This is a genomic window from Mesorhizobium sp. ArgA1, assembly GCF_053714375.1.
The window spans coordinates 1-8,503 of the sequence record NZ_JBSKBQ010000050.1; the positions used below are offsets into that span (position 1 = coordinate 1).

An 8,503-nucleotide genomic window follows, 5' to 3' on the forward strand; every position below is an offset into this window, starting at 1 on the left:
AAGCTACGGTCACTAAAAATCAATGACTTACGTGGCTATGTTCTTTTTGTGTTCTCGTCCAGGTGTTCAAGTCGGGCCAAAGGAGCGCTGTCGCACAAGACAGCGCGTCTCATGGTCTTCAAGCTGGTCATGAGCGCCGCCAAAACCTGGCGTCGTCTCAAAGGCGAAAATCAGTTGCCAATGGTCATCGCCGGCGTCAAATTCACCAACGGTGTCGCACAGTCTGTGACACCGGATCACCGCGCCGCCTGATCGGACGCGTCACCCAATTCCGACCATAGCTCATTCGCGCGTGAACCAGCTTGCGCCAACCCGAAGCTATTTCGAGCGCGGCATTTCGGAAGTTTGTGTCGTCAATCGGATTCGCTTTGAGCCTGCGATCTGTTACTCGAAAACGAGCAGGAGCTAAGGGGGCCTCGGGTAAGGTCACCTCCCAACCTCGTCCCCACATGCGGACATCGTCCGACTGCGTGCTTACGCGATAGCTATGCCCCAGAAGTTCGCCCTCGAATTTGTCATGGCCGATTGCGCGCCAAGGATCAGTGTCAATCGAGATCAATGGGTTTTCGGCAAATACCAATGCTTCAGCGGTAGCTAGATCCTCCGCGGGCGGACGCCATCCATTCTTTTCTGCATTGGTTAGGGCGTTCCAATGCGAATAGCCCAATGCCTGTGCAATCACTTCCAACGCGCCTATATGTTTTATTCGCCTGGCACGGGCAATGTTTCGCGCAGCCGTTTTCAGTTCTTTCAGTTGATCGCTATTGCCCTTGATCCATTCCTATCGTGGTAACGGATCCAACATGTGCCCACTGCTGACAGACCCGTCCCAAGGAGGGAATGGTAGGTTTGATCTCAGCGACATCGCACTGCGAGGCTTTGCATGGTGGGCACACTGGCCTGTGCGGGAGGCCATCACCAAATTGCCCTCAGACACAAGAAACGTCAAGTCATTACCGAAACTTACAACGGCTGCCGCCGCGTGAGCCAAGACTCGTATAGCGTCAATTGTTCAAGGACCCGAAGGCAGGCATTTGGGGCAACGTATCCCTCTCGCCGCATCACCACTGCGCGTGAAGATTCCGGCTCTCCTTGCTTCCATCGCACCGGCTACGCTATTTCTTCACGGTGACGGGGGTTTTCAGAAAAAGCTCGGGAAATAGCATCAAGGCAATGCGGCCCGTGACCGTTTCCGGCCCGTCCTGCGGCTCCTGCTCTGCAATTGAAAACTTCTCCCGCACGCTCGCCCTATCGAGTAATTCTCCCGAGCCTGTTGAGACAACCACTTTTCGCATGAGCCTCGCAAAATTGTGCCGCCGCGAGCCTGCCAGGAACGTGTTGATCACCTCCGCCAGGTTGCGCTGTCTCGAACCGACGGGCCGTTTCAAGACGAAGGAGAGCATGCAGTTGAGGAGGGATTCGAAGTCCGCCTCGCTCAACGCTGCACCATCAACGCCTTCCATATTCAGTTTGCTCGCCAGTTCATCAAGTAGGTGGACACGATCCGGGTAGCGCGTGCCGTTCTCGGACGTGGCGTCCAGCCATCGTGCCCGGAAATCTTCGTGCCAGGGCGGACGCGGCTCGACGGCAAACGGCAGGCCCGTTTCCGGCCACGTCAAGTCGGTAAGGCGCACGACCTTCGACTCCCATCCGGTCTCGCCTTCCCAGAAGGCCCGTACGCGAGCGCTGCCATCAGCCTTTGAAACGGCCAAAACCTCTTCGTCGAACGAGAAGAGGTTCTTGTTGTGGGAATAGAAGATATCCTCAAAGGCCGTGAGCATGCGAGACCGATCCACCGGCACGAAATTCCATGTCAGCCAGATCAGGTGCCGGCCTTCGCGTTCGTAAAAGCTCTCGCGCGCATCGATGATCGGTATCTGAGTCGTCGCAAGCTGCACTTCAACGGCGATCGGCTTTTCTGCATATACTGCGCGAACGTCGGGACGGCGGCGTCCTTCTGCCGTGACGAGATATTCGTCGGTCACAACAGACCCCGGTTCCGTCAACGGATCGGCATTTAACAATTCCGCGATCGTGTTCTTGATTTTCAGATGGAGCGGGCTTTCCTGCGCTCCTTGAAACTGGCTGGCATTGACCTCATCGATGGAGGAGGGATCGCCCGTCCACCATGGGCAATCCCTGGGGGCGCCTTTCCTGTGCCGCCAATAGGGCAGGCGTGTCCGCGGCTCGCGCGGAGCGTATACCGCATACCCGCAATTCTCGCAGACGAAGACATCCGTCTTCTCGTTGCGCGCGCGCGTCGCGGTCCTGCGGATTTCGTGATAGCGGTCAGGCCCTGCGGCTATCAACTCATCGGAGCTGATCGTCTGCATGCTGCGAAGGTCCACGGCTCGCTTCAGCGTCCGCCGATAGCGCTCGGCAAGCTTCCCGGGAGCTTTCATACCAAAAGCTCGTCCTCGCTCTCGGGATCGGCGGGTTTCGCTTTGCGTTCTCGCCAGAACTTATTGTAGTCGGGTCCTTTTGAATCCGGCGGAATAAGCGGCTCGTGAATCTGGATCGGCATAGGCGCCGGCAGGTCGGGGCCGACAATGATGGCTTCGCCGGGGGCGAGTGTAGAGATAAACATGGCGGCGTTCTTGTCGAGATCGCCACAGGACCGTTCGACCGCCTGCCGATCTTCATCGTTCGTCAAGCGGTGCACGATCAGCGTTCCGAGCTGGCTTAAAACATCGTGCGGGATGTCCCTTGGGCGCTGCGTTGCCATGATGGATGTCAGCCCGTATTTGCGGCCCTCCTTGGCGATAATGCCAAAAGATTCCAGCCGCACGCTCGCATACTCGTCTCCGACGGTGCGCCCGAGGAACTGGTGCGCTTCGTCGAGCGCAACGATCACGGGCCGCGCCCGGAATGATCCCTTCCTCGCTTCTCCGAGAAGATAGCGGCCGATGACATTCAGAAGGATTTCGCGCGTGTTGTGCTCGAAATGCACCGATCGGAACGAAATGCGGATGATGTCATCCGCGTCATTGGCGAAAAAATCTGTGAGGACGTGCACCAGCGACTGGCCCGCCGTGCCAAAAAGGCAAGAGAGCTGGTGCGTGGTGATGAGCGTTTTGATGCGGGCGACAAGGGTCTCGCAGTGCGCAACCGAATTGTCGGGGCCACCCCAATTGTCGGTGTTGTTCCCCGTCGACCAGACACATTCCGCCGTTACCTGTTCGGGAAGACTTGTTATCCGGAAGTCGCAAAGCGGCGAATTTATCGCGTCTCTGTGCGAGTCAAGCGCGTTGTAAAACGGAGCGCGGGGCCGATTGGCTTTTTCAACCGTTTTTCGTGCCGTGAAAACCACGCCTTCCGGTTCTATTCCCTGGCAAGCCCGTAAAAGTTTCAGGCTTCGCATCGCCTCCCTGAGTTTAGGGCCTTGTGATTGCCCAGACGGGCGAAAGAGGGCGAACAAATCCTCTTCCGTCGTCTGTGTGTAGGGAAAATGAACCCGCTCGGCACCTTCCTCGTCGTTGAAAGCATAGTGCTTCGTGACCGATGGAAGATTTGCGAATTCGCCGGTCGGATCGAAAAGAATGCACTTTCCGCCGTTCGCCTTGATCTGGTCGAGGATGGCGGCAATCGTCCAGCTCTTGCCGCCGCCTGTGGCGCCGAACACGCCGCAATGCCGACCGAACAGTTTCTCGGGCGGCAATTTTAGATGGATGCCGCCGCCGGCGCTCAAAAGGCCAAGATCGATCGACAGTTGATCGCTCCCGGAAAGCGAGTTCGCGGCAAGGTCCCCGAAGAGTTCCGGCTGCGCGAGATAAACCGCATCGCCGATGCGCGGATGCGCCCGCAAACCACGAACAAGTTTCTGGTTTTTCTGGTCGACGGATGCGAGCAGCTGAATCCGGCCGACAGGATGAGGTTCCGGCGGGCTGCCCATCGCGGGTTCGACACTCAACCGCTCATTGTCGGGCAGTTTGACTTCGATGATGCGGCCCAGAAGCTTGACGCTTTCGCAGTCGATGAAAACGAAGTCGCCGACCGCGCCCCGTGCAAGCGAACGACGCTCGGGACGGGCTGTTGCCTGCGGCAAGTTTGCCTGTGCGATCGAGGCACTGACAACGGTAATGGTTCCGATATAGCGGTCGGGCTCGACAAGGCTCTGCATGGTCACGATCCCGACGACGGCTCATTCAGAATCTTGAGTCGTTCCACATGACGCTCCCGCTCGGTCTGAGCGACGAGATCGGGGAGCGCCTGTGCAAGATCGTCAAAGCGGCCGCTTAGGAGGGAAAGTCTCTGGTCGCCGAAATCGATGAGCCGCTTGAATGTTCCAAAAAAAGCGCTCGCCCCGGCGCGGGTCGGTGTATCGGGGGAAAGAGTGTGAGCATTTGTTTCGAGTTCCGCGTCGGTGATGTAAGCGAGGTCGCACACTATGACGCGTAAGCTCATATTTGCTTCGATGGCGACGAGTATCGGCTTGGTTATGTGATCGTCATTGAAGCCGAAACCAGAGATGATGACGGCGGTGTCGGGCTCCCGCAAAGCGCTCTGCAAGGCGGCCATCATGTCGAGGTAGTGCGTTTCGAATGCCTCCTGGTATTTGCTGTCGCGAGGGTAGATCAGGGCCGCCGGCCCGTCTTTTTCGGCCCTGGAACGGATAAGCTCTGCCCCTTTGCGCCGCCAGTCTACGGAACCGTGCAGCTTGTGGAGATGGAACACGTTTTCGATGTAATCAGGACCGTCCCTGCCGCCATCGCGCCTGACGATGTCGTGCGCGAAATGACCGCGATCATAGATCTGCGGCAACGAATGGGAAAACCCGTCGATCATCGTAAATCGGAGCGCTCGAGCGGCATATTCGAAGGCGAGATCGTAATTGGTAGTGAATATCCGAGTGCGCGGCTTGCGCGCGCCTCGCCTGGCGATCTTTCGGATGATCGCCTGATGGGCGCTTAAGTCCGTGGTTTCATCGACGAAATCCACACTTCGCTCGATCGTTGTTTCAGCAAGGCCGATGAAGTCGGCAACGTCTTTCGCCTTTTCAGCCCCGAAGAGCTCAAGATAGATTTTGCAATGCGTCAGAAATTTCTCGATGTTCTTCGCTTCAACCACCGCCTCTGCATTCGGCATAAGAGCGGCAATCTTGTTGATTCTTTCATGCGTTGCAGCCGTGACGACGGCATCCCACAACTTGAGCATGCTCGGCGCCTGCTTTGCGCCCGGTCCTTCGTTTTTCGCGCAGAACGACGATCCGGCACCGGTGAGTAGGAGAAGGTTCGAGGCATTGAGCGCCGAAGTCAGCAAGTCTTCAATCGCCCGGGCGCTGCCGCGCTCCATGACCTCGCCCTTATCGTTCTTCACATCGTCATGCGAACGCCAGCCATCGCCGCGAACATAAAGACGGATATTGCCGGCCGCTGCCGACTTGGTGCTCCAATAGCTCATAGTCCCTCCCGCAACCAAAACCATACAAGCATCCCCCTCGTAGGAGAACCGATTTCCCCGCGTTGTCTTTGAAAAATCTCGCCCAGCCTACTGCGAAGACCTGGCCTCCGTTTCCGAATCTGCCGGATACATTAGCGTTTACTTAAGGGGGGATCTTTTCCTGTCCCATGTTATGATATGCTAAAACGAAAAGCGGCCTTGTCGCAGCCGCCCATCAATTGTTGCCGCCACGAATACTCACGTGCTTGGCCGGATTTTTTGGCCTCGTGCCATCAATCCTGGCTTATGGGCCCGCGCCAAACGTTGATTTAATGCACGGTCAGGTCCGGTAAGAACAGCTTCGTCCCATCGCGCCGCTCGCTCCCGTAGGATCGGGTCACAGCGCGAAACAAAGCATCGGTGTTCACTTTTTGTGCTATTAAAGTCGCATAAATGGCAGTCTGGTGTGATGCCGGAGTTATCTGGCATTTCGTGGGGTTTACCAGTCCGGAATTATGGCTTGCGTGTGTGTGGCCTATGCGACTGAAAACAAGAGCGTTTTCAGGCCGAGGATAGGAGTTTCTGATCCAAGATCAGGTTTACCAATGGCCTCAATGACAGTTAATTTTGGACTGGCATTGAGTGGTGGGATTTGCATGGAATCTAGCCGCCCTTGTTGGTAAACCCGCTTACGGTCGGCAGCGGATTGGTCAACCCAAGACCCCAGGATTGGTAAACCAAGGCCGCAGCCCTATCGGCCAAGCGCCAGCTATCCCTTCTACTGTCACCGGTCACCCTTCCACACCCTCGCAAAACGAACTGCGACCAATGGCTGACATCCGTACGGCTTCGTGAGGCTGCGCGGAGATCCAAGGTTTGGCTGTCACGCCAGGGATAACTCGAGCTGCTACCCCGTGGTTTCCGTTTCGCCGCCAGGGACTAGCGCAAGATGTCGAGTAAAGCATTCGTCCCACTCAACTGCTCGCCAAGTCGGCAGGAATCTCGCGGCAGGCAGTTTGGAAGGCCTGCCAGCGTGGCAACTGGCGAGGGCACGCCCTGGAGGTGCGCGTTGTTCAGGGTAGGCGCCGAACACAACGTTGAGGGAGCCGACGCCTACGAGGCAATCGCCACCTACGGTCAGAACACACTCCTTCGTGCGCTTTGCCACCTGCTCCAGAACTGCGCTGCCGCTACCAGCGGCGACGGCAGCATTCGTCTTCCCCGGATCGAGACCATGCTTCGCGGCATGTCGTGCGGCAGCGACGCGCCCAAACTTCTACACGAGCGCCGAAACGACTTCGCACACGACGTCAGCGGCCCCACTTAATTCCGGACGACGACAGATAATTCGGCACACTGGAGCCCTATCGCCACCAGCAGATCAATCCTGGCAGCCAGTCCACGTCGGCGAAGTTTTTTGTTTTGGTGGATTGATGTCGTTGGCAGCCTGGACGTCCCCAACCCCCATGCGTGGCGGAGCCGTCATATCGGCGCCACCCTTGTCACCAATTCCCAAGAGTTCCGTCAGGGCTGGTGACTGCGCCTAATTGCACCGTGGTCATCGTGGCCACTGCCGGAGTTGTTAGGTCGCCGGCATGGGTGTCTTGGCACTGTGTGGTAAAAGCCTTTGGTAGACGCCAGGGCGCCAATGGCAGCAAGGAACCGCTGACATGCCCGGACTAGACCGTTTGCTGTGGCGCATTTTGGAGTGGGTCGATTGTCGGATCGGGACCCAAAAGGTCGGCAAGTCGACAATGCCGACGGTCCGAGACGCGCAAAATCAGAAATTTCAAGTAGGTACGCCGCTTGCTTGTTCACGGTATCGCCGGACCGCATCCCTGAAATTCAACGGGCCGGCACGAAGGAGATCCGACATGAACCGAATTTTCAAGACGGCCGTTCTGTCCGCCGCCGTGGTCGCCACTACCCTCGCGACTTTGCCCGCTGCCAATGCGGGTGATTGGCGTCTTCACGGCCATCACGGCGACGGCGACGCGGTTGCCGCCGGCGTGCTCGGCCCTGCCGCCGGCGCGCTGATCGTTGGCGCGTTGACCAATGACCGGCCGCCGCCACGCGATTACTACTATGGCGATTACTATCATCGCCACGTACGGGTGCGCCAGGCACCGGTTCGCCGCTACTACGCGCAGCCGCAGGTGTTCTACGCCTACCGTTGTGCCGAACCGTGGACGCGTGACTGGTATGTCTATTGCTCGGACCGTTATCGCAGCTTCAACGCCCGCACCGGCACATTCACCGGCAATGACGGCGAACAGCATTTCTGCACTGCCAACTGAGGCTTCCCTGTCCAGACAAAAAGCTGGCCTTGCGGTCAGCGCTTTTTCTTAGTCGGCAGTGAAGAAGAGCGATTTCCGGCATGGGCGTCGAAAGGCAGCCGTGGTGAGAGGTTATGCTGGTTGATTTTCCGGAGGTCAGGCTGATCGCGGCTGGACCGGTGACGCTGGAGCTGTTGCGAGCAGCGCCAGGAAGCAGGCGAACAAAAGCCTCAGCCAGTTGAGCAGAAGGCTGAAGTTGTAGCCGACGGCGGCGAGCACCGGCGGTGTTGGCGTCGCCGTGGGAGAAGGCCAGTGTCGCACTGTATTCAATGAGGCTCTGCCTCAAAGTGTGTGGCGAAGTGGCAGCATTCTTGCCCGAAGCAATTCGGCGCCAGCACGTCCGTACATCGCTCGCTTGAGTGTCTTCAGGCGATTGATCTGGCCCTCGGCCTGGCCATTGCTCCATGGCAGCTCAATGCTGCGTAGACGGCGTCGATGTCGCGGCGGAGGACGCGTGCGAAGCGCATGATGGGAACAAGATCAGAACCGATCGCGTCGTCAATCCAGGCCTCAAGCGGTTCAGGCAGCCTCCCACGCAAGATTCCATTGAAGCGCATCGCCAGGCTGCGCATGGTGGCAAATGCGTGCGACCCCCGCTTCAAGGCATCGACCTTTCGCGCCTGCTGATCACTCAGCTGCCCGCGCGGCTTAATGCCCGACTTCAACAGTTGTTTTTGAATAGATCTTTATAATCAATGAGATGTGCGGTCCCCAAGTTTCCTTAGCACCACACGATCCCCAGATCGTTGCGTATGAGACAGCTATTCGCGGATGTTTGCCGGCAGGGC

At 57.8% G+C, this 8,503-nt stretch carries 6 protein-coding genes and 2 pseudogenes; 2 read left to right on the forward strand and 6 right to left on the reverse strand.

Going from position 1 to position 8,503, the window contains the following annotated elements; genetic code table 11:
* Positions 1–252 (forward strand): annotated as a pseudogene (locus ACWGTI_RS31705) (hypothetical protein); the annotation flags it as partial.
* Here the strand turns inward: ACWGTI_RS31705 and ACWGTI_RS31710 are convergent.
* From ACWGTI_RS31710 to ACWGTI_RS31725, 4 genes are all read right to left on the reverse strand, one after another.
* A complete protein-coding gene (locus ACWGTI_RS31710; protein ID WP_454590584.1) occupies positions 203–775 on the reverse strand; it encodes a glyoxalase superfamily protein in 573 nt (190 codons plus the stop codon). The pseudogene ACWGTI_RS31705 and the gene ACWGTI_RS31710 sit on opposite strands and share 50 nt — an antisense overlap.
* A gap of 340 nt (positions 776–1,115) precedes the next feature.
* Entirely contained in the window at positions 1,116–2,333 is a 1,218-nt protein-coding gene (locus ACWGTI_RS31715) for a DUF6035 family protein (RefSeq protein WP_454590579.1), read from the reverse strand.
* Positions 2,334–2,398: 65 nt separating this feature from the next.
* Positions 2,399–4,120 (reverse strand): ATP-binding protein, encoded by a 1,722-nt coding sequence (locus ACWGTI_RS31720; protein WP_454590580.1) that lies wholly within the window; start codon positions 4,118–4,120, stop codon positions 2,399–2,401.
* Positions 4,121–4,122: 2 nt separating this feature from the next.
* Positions 4,123–5,400, reverse strand: a complete 1,278-nt coding sequence (locus ACWGTI_RS31725) for an SIR2 family protein (protein WP_454590581.1) — start codon at positions 5,398–5,400, stop codon at positions 4,123–4,125.
* A 1,853-nt stretch (positions 5,401–7,253) separates the two neighbouring features.
* Between ACWGTI_RS31725 and ACWGTI_RS31730 the strand changes: the two genes are divergently transcribed.
* On the forward strand, positions 7,254–7,676 hold the full coding sequence (locus tag ACWGTI_RS31730; RefSeq protein WP_454590582.1) for a BA14K family protein: 423 nt from the start codon (positions 7,254–7,256) through the stop codon (positions 7,674–7,676).
* A 135-nt stretch (positions 7,677–7,811) separates the two neighbouring features.
* Here ACWGTI_RS31730 and ACWGTI_RS31735 read toward each other — a convergent pair.
* Positions 7,812–7,968: pseudogene (locus ACWGTI_RS31735) on the reverse strand (IS5/IS1182 family transposase); the annotation flags it as partial.
* A gap of 112 nt (positions 7,969–8,080) precedes the next feature.
* Entirely contained in the window at positions 8,081–8,380 is a 300-nt protein-coding gene (locus tag ACWGTI_RS31740; RefSeq protein WP_454590583.1) for a hypothetical protein, read from the reverse strand.
* Between the last annotated feature and the right edge of the window lie 123 nt (positions 8,381–8,503).

What these genes read in the sequence shown, in the direction of transcription:
- ACWGTI_RS31715 (WP_454590579.1), bottom strand. Translation starts at nt 2,333, where the DNA reads ATGCAGACGATCAGCTCCGATGAGTTGATAGCCGCAGGGCCTGACCGC.
- ACWGTI_RS31720 (WP_454590580.1), bottom strand. Translation starts at nt 4,120, where the DNA reads ATGCAGAGCCTTGTCGAGCCCGACCGCTATATCGGAACCATTACCGTT.
- ACWGTI_RS31725 (WP_454590581.1), bottom strand. Translation starts at nt 5,400, where the DNA reads ATGAGCTATTGGAGCACCAAGTCGGCAGCGGCCGGCAATATCCGTCTT.
- ACWGTI_RS31730 (WP_454590582.1), top strand. Translation starts at nt 7,254, where the DNA reads ATGAACCGAATTTTCAAGACGGCCGTTCTGTCCGCCGCCGTGGTCGCC.